The sequence below is a fragment of the Pseudomonas sp. zfem001 genome (genome assembly GCF_032621725.1).
In the GTDB taxonomy this organism is placed as follows: Bacteria; Pseudomonadota; Gammaproteobacteria; order Pseudomonadales; family Pseudomonadaceae; genus Aquipseudomonas; species Aquipseudomonas sediminis.
Map to the genome: position 1 here is coordinate 412,906 of NZ_JAVYJI010000002.1, position 18,337 is coordinate 431,242.

Annotated in this window: 14 protein-coding genes; 8 read left to right on the forward strand and 6 right to left on the reverse strand. The window is 60.6% G+C overall.

Annotated elements, in window-relative coordinates; translation table 11 throughout:
* Nucleotides 1–52: 52 nt before the first annotated feature.
* The 3 genes from RTH74_RS09905 to RTH74_RS09915 all read left to right on the forward strand — a co-directional run bounded on the left by RTH74_RS09905 (nt 53) and on the right by RTH74_RS09915 (nt 2,791).
* Entirely contained in the window at nt 53–748 is a 696-nt protein-coding gene (locus RTH74_RS09905; protein ID WP_316914557.1) for a C39 family peptidase, read from the forward strand.
* A 32-nt stretch (nt 749–780) separates the two neighbouring features.
* Entirely contained in the window at nt 781–1,509 is a 729-nt protein-coding gene (locus RTH74_RS09910) for a hypothetical protein (protein WP_316914558.1), read from the forward strand.
* Nucleotides 1,510–1,576: 67 nt separating this feature from the next.
* A complete protein-coding gene (locus RTH74_RS09915; RefSeq protein WP_179546219.1) occupies nt 1,577–2,791 on the forward strand; it encodes a hypothetical protein in 1,215 nt (404 codons plus the stop codon).
* 9 nt (nt 2,792–2,800) lie between these two features.
* On the opposite strand, the gene RTH74_RS09920 is transcribed toward RTH74_RS09915, so the two are convergent.
* From RTH74_RS09920 to RTH74_RS09940, 5 genes are all read right to left on the reverse strand, one after another.
* Nucleotides 2,801–4,126 (reverse strand): sigma-54 dependent transcriptional regulator, encoded by a 1,326-nt coding sequence (locus tag RTH74_RS09920; protein ID WP_316914559.1) that lies wholly within the window; start codon nt 4,124–4,126, stop codon nt 2,801–2,803.
* A 446-nt stretch (nt 4,127–4,572) separates the two neighbouring features.
* Nucleotides 4,573–5,961, reverse strand: a complete 1,389-nt coding sequence (locus tag RTH74_RS09925) for a TolC family protein (RefSeq protein WP_316914560.1) — start codon at nt 5,959–5,961, stop codon at nt 4,573–4,575.
* Nucleotides 5,958–9,137, reverse strand: coding sequence for an efflux RND transporter permease subunit (locus tag RTH74_RS09930; RefSeq protein ID WP_316914561.1), 3,180 nt, complete (start codon nt 9,135–9,137; stop codon nt 5,958–5,960). Before RTH74_RS09930 ends, RTH74_RS09925 begins: the two co-directional genes overlap by 4 nt.
* Before the next feature lie 29 nt (nt 9,138–9,166).
* On the reverse strand, nt 9,167–10,405 hold the full coding sequence (gene mexE, locus RTH74_RS09935) for a multidrug efflux RND transporter periplasmic adaptor subunit MexE (RefSeq protein ID WP_316914562.1): 1,239 nt from the start codon (nt 10,403–10,405) through the stop codon (nt 9,167–9,169).
* Between the two features lie 186 nt (nt 10,406–10,591).
* A complete protein-coding gene (locus tag RTH74_RS09940) occupies nt 10,592–11,506 on the reverse strand; it encodes a LysR family transcriptional regulator (protein WP_099524103.1) in 915 nt (304 codons plus the stop codon).
* Between the two features lie 218 nt (nt 11,507–11,724).
* Between RTH74_RS09940 and RTH74_RS09945 the strand changes: the two genes are divergently transcribed.
* From RTH74_RS09945 to RTH74_RS09960, 4 genes are all read left to right on the forward strand, one after another.
* Entirely contained in the window at nt 11,725–12,747 is a 1,023-nt protein-coding gene (locus tag RTH74_RS09945; RefSeq protein WP_125879140.1) for a zinc-dependent alcohol dehydrogenase family protein, read from the forward strand.
* 60 nt (nt 12,748–12,807) lie between these two features.
* Nucleotides 12,808–13,701 (forward strand): chemotaxis protein CheV, encoded by an 894-nt coding sequence (locus RTH74_RS09950; protein ID WP_099524109.1) that lies wholly within the window; start codon nt 12,808–12,810, stop codon nt 13,699–13,701.
* A gap of 164 nt (nt 13,702–13,865) precedes the next feature.
* A complete protein-coding gene (locus RTH74_RS09955; RefSeq protein WP_316914563.1) occupies nt 13,866–14,369 on the forward strand; it encodes a hypothetical protein in 504 nt (167 codons plus the stop codon).
* A 205-nt stretch (nt 14,370–14,574) separates the two neighbouring features.
* Entirely contained in the window at nt 14,575–15,438 is an 864-nt protein-coding gene (locus RTH74_RS09960) for a helix-turn-helix transcriptional regulator (RefSeq protein ID WP_125879138.1), read from the forward strand.
* A gap of 46 nt (nt 15,439–15,484) precedes the next feature.
* Here the strand turns inward: RTH74_RS09960 and RTH74_RS09965 are convergent, their stop codons facing one another.
* Nucleotides 15,485–16,690 (reverse strand): FAD-dependent oxidoreductase, encoded by a 1,206-nt coding sequence (locus tag RTH74_RS09965; RefSeq protein ID WP_316914564.1) that lies wholly within the window; start codon nt 16,688–16,690, stop codon nt 15,485–15,487.
* A 124-nt stretch (nt 16,691–16,814) separates the two neighbouring features.
* Between RTH74_RS09965 and RTH74_RS09970 the strand changes: the two genes are divergently transcribed.
* A complete protein-coding gene (locus tag RTH74_RS09970) occupies nt 16,815–18,314 on the forward strand; it encodes a PLP-dependent aminotransferase family protein (protein ID WP_316914565.1) in 1,500 nt (499 codons plus the stop codon).
* The last annotated feature ends 23 nt before the right edge of the window (nt 18,315–18,337 follow it).

Below are 18,337 nucleotides of genomic sequence, written 5' to 3' on the forward strand. Positions count from 1 at the left end.
GCGGCGCTGCCGTTCTGTATCGATAGCGCCGCCTCCTTCTGCTGGAGGCACCATGTTCGGCTCCATATCTCGATTTTTTACCTGCTGCCTTTGCCTGGCTCTCTGTTCGCTGGCCGGTGCTGCAGAACTACGCCTTGCTGTGCTGCCCAATGGTGGTTTGGCCCATATACAGGTGGAGAGCATCCGTGAGCGGCGTTTTTCCAACCTGGTCGAGCAGCAAACTGATTTCAGCTGCGGTGCAGCGGCCATGGCGACGATTCTCAACCAGGCTTACGGCTTGGCGCTGCGCGAAGAGGATGTGATCAGGGGCATGCTGGCCGGTGCGGATGCCGATCTGGTACGCACTCAAGGATTCTCCATGCTCGACATGAAGAACTACGCCGCCACCCTGGGACTGAGGGCGCGTGGTTATCGCATTGATGCCCAGCAGTTGGACAGCATCAAGATTCCCGCCATTGTTTTGCTCGATGTCCGTGGCTACAAGCACTTTGTTGTGCTGCAGCGTACCTACCGCGGCTACGTCTATATCGGCGACCCCGTGCTGGGGCACAAGAAGATGGGGGTCAGCGAGTTCAGCAAGGGATGGAACGGTATCGTTTTCGCGCTGATCGGCCCTGGCTACGACCGCGAAAATGCCCTGCTGACGCCACCGGAACCGCTGACGGCGAAGCGCCGCATCGATCACTTCAGTCCCGTCAGGGACGCCGAACTGATGGAGTTCGGTTTCATCCAGAGTGACTTCTTTTAACCAACTTGGGCCGATTGCCCAGGAGGTTGGTCATGCACAAAAAACTATGGCTAGCGGCGAGCATTCTCGCCGCCAGTCTGCCGGTTGGCGCCAGCACCTTGTTCCAGCCCGTCGAGGTCAGCGATCAGGAACTGGCGCAACTGCGGGGTCGTTATGTGTTGCCGGATCGCATCATCAGTTTCGGTGTGGTGATGACGTCTACCTGGCAGAACAGTGCAGGCCAGGTCATCGGTGCTGAGGTAGCCCTGAACGTGGCCAATGGTCAGATCCAGCCGTCGCTCTACGTACGCCAGATCAGTTCGCCCGGCAACGGCAACGTTACAGCAGGCAGTGGCACCATCACTGGCGGTGCTGGCCTGGAAAACGTGCAAGGCATCGTGCAAAGCGTGCGCACGGCGGGTGATCTCAATACCGGCCTGAATGATCTGCGGCTACGAATCACAACGGGCAATGGCGACGTACCTGTCGATCCCGATGCACAGCCCTGGAACGGCAGCCAGGACTTCAGCAATGCAGCCGGTCTGGTTCACGTCAGCACTCGCGCCGGCGGTATCAGCATCGCCTTGAATGCCAGCCAGGGGCAGGGTTCCAGTAGCCAGCAAATCGGTGGAGGCGTGGCGCAGCACGCCAATATCTCCGGCACTCTGAACAACGTCCGCAACCTGGCGGCCCTGAACGTCGCGCTACGTGACAACCCGCGAAATCTCAACCTCGAGAACTGCATCGAGCAAATTCGGGCCTTGCGCCCTCACGGCTTCTGACATGTGTCCACACGGCACAAGGATCCGGTATATGCGCCCAGCATATGGCGTCTTCGTCACGTTCAGCATGAGTGTCTGTTTCAGTCTGGCGGTTTTTGCGGCCGACGATTCCCAGGTCGAGGCCCTGCAGAAGGAATTGCAGGGGCTGCGGGCCAGTTATCAGACACAGCAGAATGCCTTGATGGTGCTTGAGCAGCGGCTGCGCCAGATCGAGGGCAGGGCGGCCGCGGCAGGTAGCGGGGCTGCGCCTCTGTCACGCAGCCCTCAGATGGCCAGTGCAGAAGCGTCGGCCGGGTATGGAACTGCCTTGAAAGATAACGCCGAGCCTCCCGCAAGCGTGGAAAACCTGTATCAGGAGGCGAGTGGTTTCTTCGGCGGCGGTACGTTCAGCATCGAACCAGGAATCACCTACAGCCACTACGATTCACGCCAGCTGTTTCTCAACGGTTTTCTGGCCCTGGATGCGATCTTCCTGGGCAATATCGGCGTGGATCAGATCAATGCCGACACCTTCACTTTCGATCTGACCGGCCGCTACAACTGGGCACAACGTTGGCAGCTGGATATCAACACGCCATGGATCTACCGCGAAAGTACCTATCAGTCGGCAGGCGCTGGCGGTTCCAGTACATCAGTCAGTGAGGCGACCGTGACAGGTGATGCCCGGCTCGGAGACGTCAACATGGGCATTGCCTACAAGTTGCTGGATGAAGACGAAGGCAGCCCGGACGTGGTCCTGAGCTTGAGGGTCAAGGCTCCGACCGGTGTTGAACCCTACGGGATAAAACTCGACCGTGTGGCGGGGAATGACAACCTGAGCATCCCGGAAGATCTGCCGACGGGCAACGGCGTGTGGTCCATCACGCCCGGTATCACGCTGGTCAAGACTCTCGATCCCACAGTGGTGTTTGGCAATTTTTCATACACCTACAACCTTGAGGAAAGCTATGACGACATCAGCCCGCAGCGAGGGGTCAAGGTGCCGGGCAAGGTGGATCTGGGTAATTGGTTTCAGTTCGGCCTGGGTGTGGCGTTCGCGCTCAACGAACGTGCAAGCATGTCGATGTCGTTCAGTGAACTGATCAGTCAGCGGAGTAAGATCAAGCCTGAAGGGCAGGGCTGGCAGACCATCGCTGGCAGCGATGCCAACGCCGCTTACTTCAACATAGGCATGACCTTCGCGGCGAGCGACAAGCTGACCATCGTGCCCAACTTGTCAATCGGACTGACACCCGACGCGCCGGACTTCTCGTTCAGCATCAAGTTTCCCTACTACTTCTGAACAGCCGTGTCAGCGCAGTTGGTGTTTGTGCAGCAATCGGTAGAAGGTCGGTCGTGAAACACCCAGCGAACGTGCGGCGTTACTCATGTTGGTCGAGTAATGCATCAGGGCATCTTCGAGTGCCTGGCGTTCGGCGTTGAGCAAGTAGTCATCTAGGGGGCGGCAAGGCATGGAGGCGGTTACGGCCAGGCCGATATCGTGTGCTTCTATCTGGCGGCCCTCGGCGAGAACCTGAGCACGCCTGACACGGTTGGCCAGTTCTCGCACGTTTCCGGGCCAGTTGTGGCTCATCAACGTGTTCATTGCGCTGTCACTGAATTTGCGCGGACGACGGCCTATCTCGCTGGCGTACTGGCGAGAGAAATGCTCGACGAACAAGGCAATGTCTTCCTTGCGCAGGCGCAGAGGGGTCGTCTGTATCTGCAGCACATTCAGGCGGTAATAGAGATCCTCGCGAAACCGCCCCGCACAGATGGCCGCCTCGAGGTCTATGTGGGTCGCTGCCAGTACACGTACATTTGCCGTCATGCTCTTGCTTGAGCCAACCCTCTCGTAGGTCATTTCCTGGAGGAAGCGCAGCAGGTTCGCCTGCATTTCCAGGGGCAGGTCACCTATCTCGTCGAGAAATAACGTTCCGCCTTCCGCTGACTCGATACGACCAATCTTGCGTTGACTGGCGCCGGTGAATGCTCCCTTTTCGTGACCGAACAGCTCGGAGTGGATCAACTGCTCGGAGATGGCACCACAGTTGATCGCCACGAAAGGGCCAGCGGCCCGCCGAGACTGGTTGTGCAGACGGCGCGCAACCAGCTCTTTACCTGTGCCGCTTTCACCCGTTATCAGGACAGAGGCATCAGTTGGGGAAATCTTGTCGATTAAGCGACGTAGCTCTTGAGTCGACTGACTTTGACCGATCAGTAACTCTCCAGCCGCTAGTGTCGGGGGTGAGGTGATACGACGATACAGGCGGGCCATGCCTGAGGCGCGGCCCAGTGTGCAATGCAGGCGGGATAAGTCAAAAGGAAGCGTGTGAAAATCGAAGAACCATTCATATATGAAGTTTGCAAGCCCCGTATTACGACGCAGGCTGTCACTCATTACCGCGATCCACTCGGTCTGGCTGTCACGAATCTGTTGTTTTATCCGCTCCAGGTAGTCGAGGTGGTGCGCTTGTAGGCAAATGACACACACATCATAAATCGGATCAATCTTGCTGCTGAGATTGGCGTGGTCGACTAACCATTTATTTGCTTGCAGCTCGGGAATTAGTCGCTCGCAATCGCTTACAGGCTCAACGATCAACAGACGTCTGGGACGATCAAGCGAACCCAGCATACGAACTCCTTTGCCTTTGGAAGGCAGGTACAGCGCTCGCAGGTAGTTTCTAGGCAGAGTGAATGCGTTTGCAGTTCACCCATCACAGGCAATTAATGAACTCGCTTTAAACTGGCACGAACGTGCATGAATTCATGCCTTTAAAATATCTGCTAGTTATAAGCAAAGTATTTTAGTGTTTATTGGCTTTGTATTTTTTACAGGGTTGAAGTGTTATAGCTGATGCCATCTGCAAGGCAAGCTAAATTCCAGCAATCCGATGTATGGCTGATGTCTTGTGATGAGTTACTTATTTGGATGCAGGCAAATTGCTATGGTGCAGCCTTGATGCATGCTGAGTGCCTGAGTAGGACTGCCTGTCAGAAATAATCAGAAGAAGTAAATATGACAACGTCATATACACCCCCCTCGATTGCAAACAATCGCGAAGCGAAGGGGGGAAGGGGTCAGGCCTGCGGCTGCCAGCCGCCACCGAGCGCCTTGTAGATCGCGACGATACCGCTGTACAGCTCGACCTCCGCAGAGGCCTGGGCATCTTCGGCGGCCAGGCGCTCGCGCTCGGCGTCCAGCAGCACGAGGAAATCTACCGTGCCTTCGCGATAGCGAATCGCCGCTTGATCCGCCGCCGCACGGCTGGCTTCGGCCTGGCGAACCAGGGAAACCAGGCGCTGCTGGCGTTTGGCGTAGTCGCTGAAAGCGTTTTCCGACTCCTCCAGCGCCAGCAGCACCTGCTGCTCGTATTGCGATAGCGCACCATCGGCCTCGGCTTCGGCGCCGCGCAGACGCGCCCGCACGCTACCCAGATCGAAGGCCGCCCAGCTGATGCTCGGTGCTACGCCCCAGGCGCGGGCAGCTGAGGAGCCCAGCTGTGAGCCGCGTCCGGCGGTAAATCCGAGAAAGCCGGAGAGGCTGACCCGCGGAAACAGGTCGGCAGTCGCTACGCCGACCTCTGCCGTGGCGGCCGCCAACTGACGCTCGGCCGCCTGGATATCCGGGCGGCGGCGCAGCAGTTCGCCCGGGTTGCCGATTGGCAACGCCTTGGCAATCACCGGTAGCGGTTTGGGCGACAGATCGATCTGCAACTGCTCCGGGCGTTGGCCAAGCAGGGTGGCGATGCGGTTTTGCGCCCGCACCTGTTGGGCCTGCAGTTGCGGCAGGCTGGCTTCGGTGGCGGCCAGGCGTGCATCGGCACGCAGTACGTCCAGCTCGTTGCCAACGCCGGCATCGCGCAATTGCTCGGTGATGGAGCGCGAATCCTGCTGATTCTTCAGGTTTTCACGGGCGATGCTTTCACGCAGTTGCGCGCCGCGCAGGGTGCCGTAGGCATCGACCAGCTCGGCGATCAGGCTGACCTGCAGCTGGTAGTAATCCGCTTCAGCCACTTCGATGCGTGCTTCGCTGGCTTCCAATTGGCGCTGGATACGGCCGAACAGGTCCACTTCCCAGGCCATGTCCAGGCCCAGGTCGTAGCGTTCCTGACGAATACGTTCGTCCGTGGTCGGAGGCTGCTGGGCCTTGCCGAACTCACCACTGGCGCGGCTGGTAACGGTGGGGAAGCGGTCGTTGGCCACGTCATCGCGAATCGCTCGCGCCGCACGCAGGCGGTTGAAGGCCACGCGCAGCTCGCGGTTGTCCTGCAGCGAGCGCTGCACCAACTGGTTCAGCGTCGGGTCGTCGAATTGCTGCCACCAAGCGGCTTCGAACCGGCTACGGTCGTAATCGGCCGCTTCCAGCGCGGCAATGCGCGCCGGGTCGGTCACAGGTGCTCGATAGTCCGGGCCGACGGCACAGGCCGACAGCGCCAGGGTCAGGAGAGCGGGGGCAAAGGCTTTCATGCATGCGACTCCTGCAGACGGGCGGCTTTGCGGGCTTCGCGTTTTTCGACGGAGCCGCGGATCAGGACATAGAAGACAGGCGTCAGCAGCAGACCGAAGAAGGTCACACCGATCATCCCGGAGAACACAGCTACACCCATGGAGTGGCGCATCTCGGCACCTGCACCGCTGGACAGCACCAGCGGCACCACAGCCATGATGAAGGCGATTGAGGTCATCAGGATCGGGCGCAGGCGCAGGCGGCAGGACTCAAGCACAGCAGCGACACGATCAAGCCCTTCTTCCTGTTTCTCCTTGGCGAACTCGACGATCAGGATCGCGTTCTTGCAGGCCAGGCCTACCAGTACGATCAAGCCGATCTGGGTGAAGATGTTGTTGTCGAGGCCCGCGATGATCACCCCGGTGATGGCGGTGAAGAGCACGATCGGCACGATCAGGATCACCGCCAGCGGCAGGCTCCAGCTTTCGTACTGGGCGGCCAGCACAAGGAAGGCCAGCAACACGCAGAGCGGGAAGATGAAGATCGCGGTATTGCCGGCGAGGATCTGCTGGTAGGTCAGGTCCGTCCACTCGAAGGTCATACCGATCGGCAGCTCCTCGTTGAGCAGTTTGGCGATCGCCGCTTCGGCCTGGCCCGAGCTGTAACCCGGCGCGGCGGCACCGTTGATCTCGGCAGTGAGGAAGCCGTTGTAGTGCATTACCCGATCCGGACCTGCGCTGTCATCGACCCTGACGAAGGTCGACAGCGGTACCATCTCGCCACGGTTGTTGCGCACCTTGAGCTGGCCGATCTGCTCCGGCTCCAGGCGGAACTGCTGGTCGGCCTGGACGTTGACCTGATAGGTGCGGCCAAAGCGGTTGAAGTCGTTGGCATACAGCGAGCCCAGGTACACCTGCAGGGTGTCGAAGATGTCGCTGATGGCCACGCCGTGGGTCTTGGCCTTTTCGCGGTCGATAGCGGCATCGACCTGCGGCACGTTGACCTGATAGCTGGTGAACACCGACATGGGGCTCAGCTCCGGCAACTGACGAGCCTTGTTGAGGATGTTCTGGGTCTGCGTGTACAGCTCCTCATAGCCCAGGTTGCCACGGTCCTGAATTTGCAGGCGGAAGCCACCGATGGTGCCCAGGCCCTGTACCGGCGGCGGTGGGAATATGGCCAGGTAGGCCTCCTGAATCTCGCTGAACTGGCCGTTGAGCTCGGCGGCAATGGCGCCGGCAGACATGCTTTCGTCCTTGCGCAGGCCGAAGTCCTTGAGCGTGACGAAAACGATGCCGCTGTTGGGGCTGTTGGTGAAGCCGTTGATCGACAGGCCCGGGAAGGCCACGGTGTTTTCCACGCCCGGATGCTTGCTGGCGATTTCGCTCATGCGCTTGATCACCACTTCGGTGCGATCGAGGGTCGCCGCGTCGGGCAACTGGGCGAAGGCCACCAGGTACTGCTTGTCCTGCTGCGGTACGAAGCCGGCCGGCGTGCTGGAGAAGCCCAGGTAACCGAGCACCAGCAGGCCACCGTAGATCAGCATGGCGATACTGCTGCCACGCAGTACGCGCCGCACGGTACCGACGTAGCGGTTGCTGGCGCGCTCGAACATGCGGTTGAACGGGGCGAACAGCCAGCCACCGAACAGCTTGTCGAGCCCACGAGAGAAAGCGTCTTTCGGCGCGTGATGGTCCTTGAGCAAGATGGCAGCGAGGGCCGGCGACAGGGTCAGCGAGTTGATGGCCGAGATCACCGTGGAAATGGCGATGGTCAGTGCGAACTGCTGATAGAACTGGCCCGAAAGTCCGGAGATAAAGGCCGTCGGCACGAACACGGCGCACAGCACCAGGGCGGTGGCGACAATAGGGCCGGTTACCTCTTTCATGGCCTGGCGAGTGGCCTCGACCGGCGATTTGCCCAGCGCGATGTTACGTTCGACGTTCTCCACCACGACGATGGCGTCGTCCACCACGATACCGATGGCCAACACCAGGCCGAACAGCGACAGGGCGTTGAGCGAGAAACCGAACATGTGCATGACCGCGAAGGTGCCGATCAAGGACACCGGTACGGCAGCCAGGGGGATGATCGAGGCGCGCCAGGTCTGCAGGAACAGCACGACCACCAGCACCACCAACACGACAGCCTCGAGCAGGGTGTGCACCACTGCCTCGATGGAGCCGCGGACGAAGATGGTCGGGTCATACACCACTTCGTAGTCCATGCCTTGCGGGAAGGACTTCTTCAGCTCGGCCATGCGCTCGCGCACCGAGTCGGAAATATCGATGGCATTGGAGCCGGGACGTTGGAACACCGGGATGGCGACCGCCGGCTGGTTGTCCAGCAACGAGCGCAGGGCGTACTGGTTGGAACCCAGTTCGACGCGGGCGATGTCGCGCAGACGAGTAATCTCGCCGTTGTCACCGACGCGGATGATGATGTTCTCGAACTCTTCCTCGCTGACCAGGCGGCCCTGGGCGTTGATCGACAGCTGGAAGCTGTTGCCTGCATCGGAAGGCGGCGCGCCGAGTGCACCGGCGGCGACCTGACGGTTCTGTTCGCGAATGGCGGTGACCACGTCGGTGGCGGTTAGCCCGCGCGAGGCTACCTTGTTTGGGTCGAGCCACACGCGCAGCGAATAGTTGCCCATACCGAACAGCTGCACGTCGCCGACACCGTCTAGGCGTGCCAGCTCGTCCTTGACGTTGAGCGCGGCGTAGTTGGACAGATAAAGCATGTCGTAGCGCTGATCCGGCGAGGTCAGGTGCACCACCATGGTCAGGTCCGGGGAGGCCTTGTCCACGGTCACGCCAAGACGCTGCACTTCAGTGGGCAGGGTCGGCATGGTACGGGTGACACGGTTCTGCACCTGCACCTGGGCGTTGTCCAGGTCGGTGCCGAGGGCAAAGGTCACGGTCAGGGTCAGGCGGCCATCGATGGTCGACTGCGACGACATATAGAGCATGCCCTCGACGCCGACGATGGCCTGCTCCAGCGGCGAGGCGACGGTTTCACCGATCACCTTGGGGTTGGCGCCGGGGAAGTCGGCACGTACGACGACGGTAGGCGGTACCACTTCCGGGTATTCGCTGATCGGTAGCTGGAACAGCGAGATGGCGCCGCCGATCAGGATCAGCAGTGACAGCACCGCGGCGAAGATCGGCCGCTGGATGAAGAATTGCGAGAAGTTCATGGGTCTTTCCTCTAGACGCGCGGGCTTGATCAGCCGCGCGGCGAGCGAGCTTCGATTTTTTCAGCGGCAACACGCGGGGCCTGGCTGCCATCGACGGCCTGGCGCATGCGGGCCAGTTGTTCGAGGGTGCTGTCATCGGCCATGGATACGGGTTGCGGATCGACGGTGGAGCCAGGCATCGCGCGCTGCAGGCCATTGACGACAATCTTCTCGCCCTTGCTCAGGCCGCTACGCACGATGCGCAAGCCTTCGAGCTTCGGCCCCAGCTCGATGGAGCGATAGGCCACGGAGTTGTCGTCGCCCAGCACCAGCACGTACTTCTTGCCCAGGTCGGTGCCGACGGCTTCGTCCTTGATCAGAGTGGCGGCGTAGGGCTTGCTGCCCACCAGTTTCAGGCGCGCGTACAGACCCGGGGTAAAGCGACCATCCTGGTTGTCGAACACGGCGCGGCCACGAATGGTGCCGGTGCGCGGGTTGACCTGGTTGTCGAGGAAGTCCAACTGGCCCAGGTGCGGGTGGTCGGTTTCATCGGACAGGCCGAGATACACCGGGCTGGCACCACGGGCGTCGGCGCCGGATTGACGGGCCAGCTCGATGTACTTGAGGAAGGCGCGTTCGTCGGCATCGAAGTAGGCGTAGACCTTGTCGGTGGAAACCACCGAGGTCAGCAGGCTTTCGCCGGCACCAACCAGGTTGCCTTCGGTGATTTCTGCACGGCTGACCCGGCCATCGATGGGCGCGGTGATGCGCGTGAAGCCAAGGTTGAGGCGAGCGTTTTCCAGTTCGGCGGCAATCGCAGCGACCTGAGCCTGAGCTTCGGTGGCGGCGCTGGCACGGGCATCGGCCAGCTCAGCGGAAATGGCGTTGCTCTGACGCAGGCGTTCGCCACGGCGGGCTTCGTTGGCGGCGCGGGCCTGGCTGGCGCGAGCTTGTTGCAACTGGGCTTCGAGACGTTTGACTTCAGCCTGGAATGGACGTGGGTCGATCTGGAACAGCAGATCGCCTTTCTTCACCAGCGTGCCTTCGTTGAAGGCGACCTTGTCGATGTAACCGGAGACGCGTGGGCGGATTTCGACGGATTGCGGTGCTTCGAGGCGCCCGGTGAACTCGTCCCATTCGTTGATCGGCTGCTCGATCACTTCGGCAACGCTGACCTTGGGTGCGGGCATTTGCGCCTGAGTCTGCGCAGCCTGTTCGCAGCCGCTGAGTGCGAGGACGCCGGCGAGGGCCAGGGGGAATATCCAGATGTTTTTGTGCTGCTGTTCCATGGGTGACTCCGCCAGTCGGATTTGTGGATTGGCGGAGTCTGCGACGAGTCTCGGAGGGCTACGAATCGAATGCCATGAATTTCAATATCAGCGGGAATGATAAAAGACGGAATTATATCAATTTCGATCTATGAGGGTGCGCCAAGGTTCCCGAAAGCACTTGGATGGTGCATTTCCAGATATTTATCAGAGGCTGTCCGGGTCGCCGCAGAACATCTGAATGCGCGAACGTAGCCAGCGCTCGGCCGGGTCATTGTCCTGGGCGCCGCGCCAGGCCATGTGCAGCTCGAAGGTCTGCGTTTCCAGCGGCAGCTCCTCGGCGCGCAGGCCACCAGCTGCGGTCAAGGCGGCGGCGGTGTAGTCCGGCACGCTGGCGACGATATCGGTTTCCGCCAGCAGGGTCGCCAGGCCGTTGAACTGCGGCACGGCCAGTACGATGTGGCGCTCGCGCCCGACCTTGGCCAGTTCATCGTCGATGAAGCCGGTAAGGTCTCCGGCGAATGACACCAGCGCATGCGGACGCGCGCAATAATCGTCGAGGCTCAGTGCCCCGGGTACGGTGTCGGCACGCAGCAGCTTGGCCTTGCTGCGGCGGAGAATCTTGCGCTTGGCGTTGGCCGGCAGCTCCTCGGTGTAGGCAACGCCCACCGAAATTTCGCCCGACGCCAGCAGCCCCGGCATCATCAGGTAGTTGGTGCGGCGAATCACCAGCACCACACCTGGGGCTTCAGCGCGCATACGGCGCAGGAGCGCGGGTAGCAGGGCGAACTCGACGTCATCGGAAAGGCCGATGCGAAACACCGCCTTGCTGGTTGCAGGATCGAAGTCTGAGGCGCGGCTGACAGCGGTGGAGATCGAGTCCAGCGCCGGCGAGAGCAGGGCGAAGATCTCCTGCGCGCGCGGTGTCGGTTCCATGCTGCGCCCGGTACGCACGAACAGTGGGTCATCGAACAGGGTACGCAGACGAGCCAGCGCAGCACTGATGGCGGGTTGGCCGAGAAACAGCTTCTCTGCAGCCCGCGTCACACTGCGCTCGTGCATCAAGGTCTCGAAGACGATCAGCAGGTTCAGATCGAGGCGACGCAGGTCGTTGCGGTTCATCCGGGTACCATTCGAGGGATACGGGCCTTGTCAGCACGGCGCTGCAAATGAGAGCCTTTGCCCGGGCAATAGTACGGGCAGTGTGCAGCGGATTGAAAGCTGCTGAATCACTGACAGGCATGAAGACTATCGATAGAGTCTGATAGTGTCGCCGCCGCACAGCGGATAGAGTCCACAGTCATTGAAGTGTTAATCCGCGATCAAGCTCGAGGTAAGCGATGTCCCGCATGATCCGTTTTCATAAGTTCGGCGATGCCGATGTGCTCCAGTACGAAGAGGTTCCGACGCCTGTGCCCGGCCCTGGCGAAGTCTTGGTGCGCGTTCAGGCCGTAGGCCTGGGCTGGAAAGACGTACTGTGGCGGCAGAACCTGGCGGCCGAGCAGGCCAAGCTTCCGGCCGGCACTGGTTTTGAGCTGGCCGGCACTGTGGCCGCGCTGGGTGATGGCGTGAGCGACTTCGACGTCGGCACCGCTGTTGCCGGTTTCCCGGCCAGCACGCCGAACCGTTATCCGACCTGGGGCGATCTGGTGCTGATGCCCAGCCACGCCCTGACCCGTTATCCCGACGTGCTCAGCCCGGTCGAGGCCAGCGTGCATTACACCAGCCTGCTGTTCGGCTATCTGGCGCTGATCGACCTCGCGCATCTGAAGCCCGGCCAGCATGTACTGATCACCGAGGCTAGCCACTGCATGGCGCCGCAGACCGTGCAACTGGCCAAGGCACTGGGCGCCAAGGTCATCGTCTCCACCAGTTCCTCGGAGGATCGCGAGTTCCTGCGTGGTCTGGGTGCTGACAAGGTGATCGCGACCGAAGAGCAGGACCTGGTCCTGGAGGTCGAGCGCTACACCGAGGGCAAGGGCGTCGAGGTGATTCTCGACCAGTGTGCCGGCCCGCAGATGAAGCTGCTAGGTGATATCGCTGCACCGCGTGGCAAGTTGATTCTGTACGGCATCAATGGCGGTAACGACACGGCATTTCCTGCCTGCGCAGCCTTCAAGAAGCATCTGCAGTTCTTCCGTCACTGCGTGCTGGACTTCACTGGCTGCCCGGAACTGGGGATCGAGCCGAACAACGATGCTGTGCAACGCGCACTCACGCACATCAACCAGATGACGGCGGACCGTCTGCTGACGCCGGTGATCGACAAGGTGTTCGATTTCGAAGACTTCGTCGAAGCGCATCGCTACATGGAGACCTGCCCGAACCGTGGGCGGGTGGCCCTGAAACTGGCTGCGGATTAAAGTCTGCAGCCAGCTGGTCGCTATACCCGGTAGGGTTACCGTTCGTTCAAGGAAAGCTGCATGAGTATGGTTATCGGCGACGCGCTATCGCTGTTGTTGTTTCGTTTGCATAGCGGTCGCCTGCTGGGGATCAACCTGCTCAAGGTCAACGAAATCATTCCCTGTCCGGCCTTGACCAAACTGCCTAATCGTCACCCCAATGTTCGCGGCATCGCCACCTTGCGCGGCGCCGCGATGACGGTGATCGACCTGGCGCGCGCCATCGGCGAACGCGGTGCGGCTGACGAAGACGACGGCTGTCTGATCGTCACCGAGCTGAGTCGCTCGCGTCAGGGCCTGCATGTGAAAAGTGTCGAACGTATCGTGCAGTGCTCCACCCGCGACGTGCGTCCGCCACCTGCCGGGGCCGGTAACCGGGCCTTCATCACTGGCGTGACCCAGATCGATGGCGCCATCGTGCAGATTCTCGATATCGAGAAGGTGCTGCACGATATCGCCCCAGCACTGGAAGAGGCGCCCGTTGGGCAACTGCTCGATGGCCAGGACGCACGCCTGTTACAAGGCCGCCGTGTGCTATTGGTCGACGACTCGCAAGTTGCGCTGCAACAGACCCTTAACGTGCTGCGCCAACTGGGGCTCGACTGCACCGCAGTGCGCAGCGCCCAGGCTGCCCTACAGCAACTGCATGAATACCATCAGGCCGGCATGCCATTCGAGCTGCTGGTCTCGGACATCGAGATGCCGGAGATGGACGGCTACAGCCTGGTTCAGGAAATTCGTCGCAGCCCCGATATCGCCGATACCTACGTGCTACTACACACCTCGCTGGATAGCACCATGAATACCGAGAAAGCACGTTCGGTCGGTGCCAACGCGGTGCTGACCAAGTTCTCCTCGGTCGATCTCAGTCAGGCACTGCTCGATGCCTTCCGGCAAATGAGCGGTCAGCACTAAGCCTGCCCCTGCAAGCCCTTGCCACCAGCGGCAAGGGCTTGCCTCGTCATCATCCTTGTCCATCTAAATATTCAATATTTTCAATTGGTTAAGTGCGCCTAATAAATTGGCATGCGCTTTGATTCAGTGCGCCTGGCAATTGCAACTCAGTCAAGGAGCACGGCATGAGCACGATTGGAGGTATTGGCAGTTACGGTGGCATATCGCTGACGGGGTTTCGCAACAAACCCGGTGAGGAGCAGGACGGGTTGGCCCAGCTGGCGCGCAATGTCGAGAAAACTACGCGCACGGCTAACGCCGAGTCCGAACGCGAGTTCCGCGCCAGGCAGGCTACGGAGGAGGGCTTCGCTCGTTTGCGCGTCGCGCTGCAGAACGCGTCTGACGGCAAGGTCGAGACATCGGTCAGTTCGGGGCAGGTGGAAAAACCACTGGGCGACGAGGGCGGTAACGCCGCACTGGAGGCCTTCAAGGCCTATATGGCGATGACCCCGGCCGAAAAGATGCGCGACAGCATCCTCAAGGAAATTGGCATGACCGAAGAGGAGATCGAGGCACTACCACCTGAGCAGCAGAAGGCAGTCGAAGAAGAAATTGCCCAGCGTATGGAGGAGCGAGCGAAGATGCAGGCCCAGTCAGAAGACGATGGTCATTCTTATGGGTTGATCTGACCGGCGGGCGACGTGGTGGACGAATATCCTTGGGTTTGGTCTGTAAAAATCCGCGAAATAAATCACGGATGATTCTTTTTTGAGTGAAAAGTCATTGGAATTTTCACGGGTTGAACTGTCTATCAATCGACGACAGTTCAACCCATGAGTTACCTCCGGTTGAGCTTTCACCAACGCAAAGAATCTTGATCAGGTCGTTCTCAATATGGATGTTCTTTCCGAGTTCTTCGAGCGCACGAGCCTGCAAGGGCGACTGTTATTCGCCGGCCCGGTGGACGGTACTCTGGTGCTGGACAAGCCCCCTGGCATGGCCTTTATTCACGTGATCGAGCGCGGTGCACTGGATATGGTGCATGCCGACAAACCGCGCATTGCGATCAGTGAACCTAGCGTTCTGTTCTGCCCCAGCACCTGCTGTTACAAGCTGCGCGCGCACCAGCCAGGCGGCGTAGATCTGATTTGCGCCTCGTTCCAGTTCGGACGTTCAGGTCAGCAACCATTTCCGCTGGGCCTCCTGGAAACCCTGGTGTTTCCGCTGAGCGCCTTGGAGCAGCTTGGGCCGGTGATCGGTTCGTTGGTCAACGAATTCCGCACGCCGGCACCGGGTCGGAGCAAGGCGCTGAACCTGCTGTTCGAATACGTCTTCGTCCTGCTGGTGCGTCGTGCGGTGAGCGAAGGACGCATTACCAGCGGTCTGCTTTACGCGCTACAGGACAGTAAGCTTGGGCCCGCGCTGATTTGTATCCATCAGGAGCCCCAGTTGGCTTGGAGCGTCGAGCGTCTGGCCGAGTTGGCGAAGATGTCGCGTACCAAGTTTGCAGCGCTGTTCTCCGAGGTCATGAGCATGACACCCATGGCCTATGTGACGGCCTGGCGCATGAAGGTGGCGCAGGATCTACTGCGTGAGGGAATGCCGATCAAGGTGATCGCCGACTCGGTGGGCTACGCATCGCAGGCGTCGTTCTCGCGTACCTTTGCCCAGCAAATCGGGCAACCGCCAGGCGAATGGTTAAAGGCTGAAGGGGAAGATCCGCCGTCGAAGCTGCAGGTGCAGATTTACCGCGACTGAGCATGGTATGCCCAGGGCTGCCAGTGCCCTGGGCATATCTCAGCGATCAGGCGACCACAGGAATCAACGGGTCCGCAGCAGCTAGGGCGATGTCGCGCTTGGCTTCTGGCGGGTAGATCCACTGGGTATTGATCTGCATCTTGAGCTCTTTGCCTTCCTTGCCGGTCAGCACTACCTTGCGCTCCCAGCCTTCGGTGAACACAGCACCCCAGGCGCCCAGGTCCAGACAGGTGACGTACTTGGGTTGGCTGTAGGGAATCGGCTCGACACCCAGTAGATCAGCGGCAGCGTTATTGCCGGAAGAGCGGCCGAGAGCTATCGCGTGCTGGCAGGTCATCAGCGCATGATTGCCACGATCATCCACCGCGGCATAGGCAGTATCGCCAGTGGCGTAGATGGCGTCCTGACCAAGCACTTTCAGGTTGCGGTCGACGTGCAGGCGTCCGAGAGCATCACGCTCGCCATCGATCTGCTGCGTCAGCGGTGAGGCCTTAACCCCGACGGTCCAGACTACGGTGCTGGCTTCGATGCGTTCGCCGTTGTCGAGTTGCACGCCATGCTCGTCGACCATAGACACCGGGCTGCCGAGCTTCCAGGTCACGCCCAGGGTATCGCTGGCTTCGGCGATTACCGAAGCGATCTGCTCACCCATGACGCTGCCGACCTGTTTACCCATGTCGACGACGATTACCCGCACATCGGCCTCCTTGCCCAGAATGGCGCGCAGTCGTGCCGGCATTTCCGTGGCCGTTTCGATACCGGTGAAACCGCCGCCCACTACCACGACAGTATTGCGTGCCTGGCTTGCGGGTTTGTCGCGCAAGCTCTGCAGGTGGTTTTCGAGTTGCTGTGCCGACTCCAGGCTGTCGACGTCGAAGGCGAAGCGATCAATCCCGGCCAGTGGCGGTCGGGCGACCTGGCTACCGGAGGCCAGAATCAACCGGTCGAAACTCAGTTCGGCCTGGGCGCCGCTCGCATCGCGGTAGATCACTCGCTTGCCTGCGGTATCGATACGCGTAGCGCTGCCTTGCACGAATTGCACACCGACCGCATCGAACAACGGCCCCAGCGGGGCAACGCTAGTGGTCAGGTCGCTTTCGTAGAAGCGCGGACGCACGCGCAGTTCGGCCTGAGGGGCGAGAAGGGTGACGGCGACATCCAGGCGCTGGTGCTGGTCAAGCAGGCGAACGGCGCTCAGCGCACTCCACATACCGCCAAAACCGGCGCCGATGATCAGGATCTGCTGTTTCATATCGTTAAATTCCCGTAGTTGGAGAGAAAGCTGTTGGCTGTCGACGGGATCGATTGTGTGGTTGTTTTGGATCAAGGTATTGATCCAATATCAACAAAGATAAATGGTCCACTTTGGAGCCCTTATGCCAGTCGAAAAAGCTCCACCACAAGTTATCTTTCTGCCACTGGGAGCGCCGGAGGAGGGAGCCAGCCTGCAGGGATGGCTGTATGAGTCGCTGCGCGGTGCGATTCTGGGCGGGCGCCTACCAGCAGGCAGTAAACTGCCCAGCACGCGGGCCATGGCCGAGCACTACAAGCTGGCGCGCGGTACGGTGCAGGCGGCTTATCAGCAGCTGCTTTCCGAAGGTTATCTGCAAGCACGCACCGGCAGCGGTACGCGCGTCAGTGAGGTATTACCGGATCCGACACTGAATGCCGGATACGTCCGGCGTAAGGTCGTGGCCGAGGTGGAAGCAAAGCGCACAGCGCCCGATACGCCCTGGATGAAGCGCCTGACCGAAATCGAGCCAATTTTCTCTCGGCGCACGTTGCCAACCGGCCTGCGTCCGTTCTTTCCTCACCGTGGTGATATCAAGGCCTTTCCCATCGATCTGTGGCGCAAGTTGCACACGCAGCAACTGCGTAGCTCGCGCCTGAGCATGCTGCTCGACTCCGATCCGGCAGGGTTGCCTGAGTTGCGCGAGGCCATCGCCAGCTACCTGGCCATCGCCCGTGGGGTACAGGTTTCACCGCAGCGCATCCTGGTACTTGGCAGCGTGCAACAGGGGCTGGATATATGCCTGCGTGTGCTGGCGCCCGGTGACGCCCAGGTCTGGATGGAAGATCCGGGTTATCCCGGTGCACGGCAGTTGATGGATATCTCTGGCGTGACACGAGTGGACGTGCCGGTGGATAGCTCCGGCCTCAAGGTGGACGAGGGCATACGCCTGGCAGCAAGCGCTCGGCTGGCGTATGTCACCCCCTCACGGCAGGCGCCGCTCGGCGGTGAACTGTCGCCTGCACGCCGCCTGGCCTTGCTCAAGTGGGCAGCGGAGCAGGGCAGCTACATCTTCGAGGACGACTACGATAGCGAGTATCGTTTTATCGCCAAGCCCATTCCGGCACTGCGTTCGATGCCAGGCGCCGATCACTCGGTGATCATGGCTGGCACCTTCAGCAAACTGCTGTTTCCCTCGATTCGCCTGGCCTATCTGGTGCTGCCTGAGCACCTGGTGGAAAGCTTCACTCGCGCGTCGGCGCTGATGTCACGCCACGCCAACAGCCTGGCGCAGGCGGTGCTGGCCGACTTCATCCACGAGGGGCATTTCGACCGTCACGTACGGCGCATGCGCAAAATTTATGCAGCGCGTGCCGATGCCTTCGCCGACGCCGCGCACAAGCATTGGCAAGGCCTGATCGACGTGCCGGAAATTCGTGCGGGTATGGATATCGCCTGCCGTTTGCAGGTTGAGAACGAGCGAGACGCTTTCGCGCGTTTGCAGGCTGCCGGTATCGACGCGCTGCCACTGGCAAGTTACTGCGTCAAGCCGCGAGGGGCGGGACTGGTAATGGGCTTTGCGCCTTATGAAGAGCGTGCCATCGAGGATGCCGCCAGGGCCGTTGCGCAAGCTCTGCGTGGTTGAGAACTGCCCCGGCCAAGGCCGGG

Excerpts from the sequence above, each read along its gene's own strand:
- RTH74_RS09950 (WP_099524109.1), top strand. The coding sequence starts at position 12,808 with ATGAGTATGGTTATCGGCGACGCGCTATCGCTGTTGTTGTTTCGTTTG.
- RTH74_RS09905 (WP_316914557.1), top strand. The coding sequence starts at position 53 with ATGTTCGGCTCCATATCTCGATTTTTTACCTGCTGCCTTTGCCTGGCT.
- RTH74_RS09930 (WP_316914561.1), bottom strand. The coding sequence starts at position 9,137 with ATGAACTTCTCGCAATTCTTCATCCAGCGGCCGATCTTCGCCGCGGTG.
- RTH74_RS09955 (WP_316914563.1), top strand. The coding sequence starts at position 13,866 with ATGAGCACGATTGGAGGTATTGGCAGTTACGGTGGCATATCGCTGACG.
- RTH74_RS09945 (WP_125879140.1), top strand. The coding sequence starts at position 11,725 with ATGTCCCGCATGATCCGTTTTCATAAGTTCGGCGATGCCGATGTGCTC.
- RTH74_RS09910 (WP_316914558.1), top strand. The coding sequence starts at position 781 with ATGCACAAAAAACTATGGCTAGCGGCGAGCATTCTCGCCGCCAGTCTG.
- RTH74_RS09915 (WP_179546219.1), top strand. The coding sequence starts at position 1,577 with ATGAGTGTCTGTTTCAGTCTGGCGGTTTTTGCGGCCGACGATTCCCAG.
- mexE (WP_316914562.1), bottom strand. The coding sequence starts at position 10,405 with ATGGAACAGCAGCACAAAAACATCTGGATATTCCCCCTGGCCCTCGCC.
- RTH74_RS09920 (WP_316914559.1), bottom strand. The coding sequence starts at position 4,126 with ATGCTGGGTTCGCTTGATCGTCCCAGACGTCTGTTGATCGTTGAGCCT.
- RTH74_RS09925 (WP_316914560.1), bottom strand. The coding sequence starts at position 5,961 with ATGAAAGCCTTTGCCCCCGCTCTCCTGACCCTGGCGCTGTCGGCCTGT.
- RTH74_RS09960 (WP_125879138.1), top strand. The coding sequence starts at position 14,575 with ATGGATGTTCTTTCCGAGTTCTTCGAGCGCACGAGCCTGCAAGGGCGA.
- RTH74_RS09940 (WP_099524103.1), bottom strand. The coding sequence starts at position 11,506 with ATGAACCGCAACGACCTGCGTCGCCTCGATCTGAACCTGCTGATCGTC.
- RTH74_RS09970 (WP_316914565.1), top strand. The coding sequence starts at position 16,815 with ATGCCAGTCGAAAAAGCTCCACCACAAGTTATCTTTCTGCCACTGGGA.
- RTH74_RS09965 (WP_316914564.1), bottom strand. The coding sequence starts at position 16,690 with ATGAAACAGCAGATCCTGATCATCGGCGCCGGTTTTGGCGGTATGTGG.